Raw genomic sequence first — 861 nt, 5'->3', positions numbered from 1 at the left:
AATGTCATCATGAGCAAAAGCACCGCAAATGCACTGCTCCACTGGTTTATTATCAATCTTTGCCATAGTTCTCAATTTCCTTAAGAACACGGTCAGCAGCGAGGTGGTAGCCTTGGGCTCGGAGCTTTTCCAAGCGAGCACGCTTGACTTCCAACGACTCATCCTTATTGACCGGCTTAACTGGTCCACGATACGTTACCTTAGACATTCTGGACTCCCAGTTCTGCCAGTAGCGTGACTATACGATCAGAGCGTTCGCCCTTAGAATTGTTATAGTCCCATATGACTTTATTATACCAATAACCTCCTCCAGCAGAAGGTGGCTGTTTCTCAAACACCCTGGCAATAATGCGGTGCAGCCTTCCATCTTTAAGAACTACACGGTATTTTCTCTTAGTAACAGGATGAGTATGCCAATCCTGCGGTGTAAACTTGGGATGCAATGTCTCCCCATTACACTTAGGGCACATACAAGCACATGTCTTAGACATGATTGATACACTCCGGCCCAAAACCGCTATTTTTTGACATATTCAATAGCCTTTGCCATAAGTTCAGGACTGTCTCGGAAGAATCCAAGACCACTATTACACCTAGAACACAGCCAACCTCGAGCCTTACCCGAAGTGTGACAATGATCCATATAAGCTTTACCCTTCTCGGAAATGTCACCAGCGCATATAGCACATTTGTGGCCTTGCGCTTCCAGGAGATGTGCATATTCTTCCCTCCTACGCTGTTGGGCATACCAAGTATTAGGCTTGAGTTTTTCAAGAGGCGTGCGCTCTGCGCCACCAAATTGCTTACGCACATACCCATTTCTGGCGTCAGCGTTGGCTTCATATTTCTTCCGTCTATTAC

General features: G+C 46.2%; 1 protein-coding gene. It reads right to left on the bottom strand.

What is annotated here, in order from left to right; translation table 11 throughout:
* Positions 1 to 517 precede the first annotated feature (517 nt).
* Positions 518 to 811, bottom strand: a complete 294-nt coding sequence (locus VJI93_RS08265; protein WP_442953996.1) for an endonuclease VII domain-containing protein — start codon at positions 809 to 811, stop codon at positions 518 to 520.
* Between the last annotated feature and the right edge of the window lie 50 nt (positions 812 to 861).

This window comes from Parvimonas sp. M20, assembly GCF_035282425.1.
Classification (GTDB): Bacteria; Bacillota; Clostridia; order Tissierellales; family Peptoniphilaceae; genus Parvimonas.
This window is presented reverse-complemented; position numbering and strand designations above follow the sequence as displayed.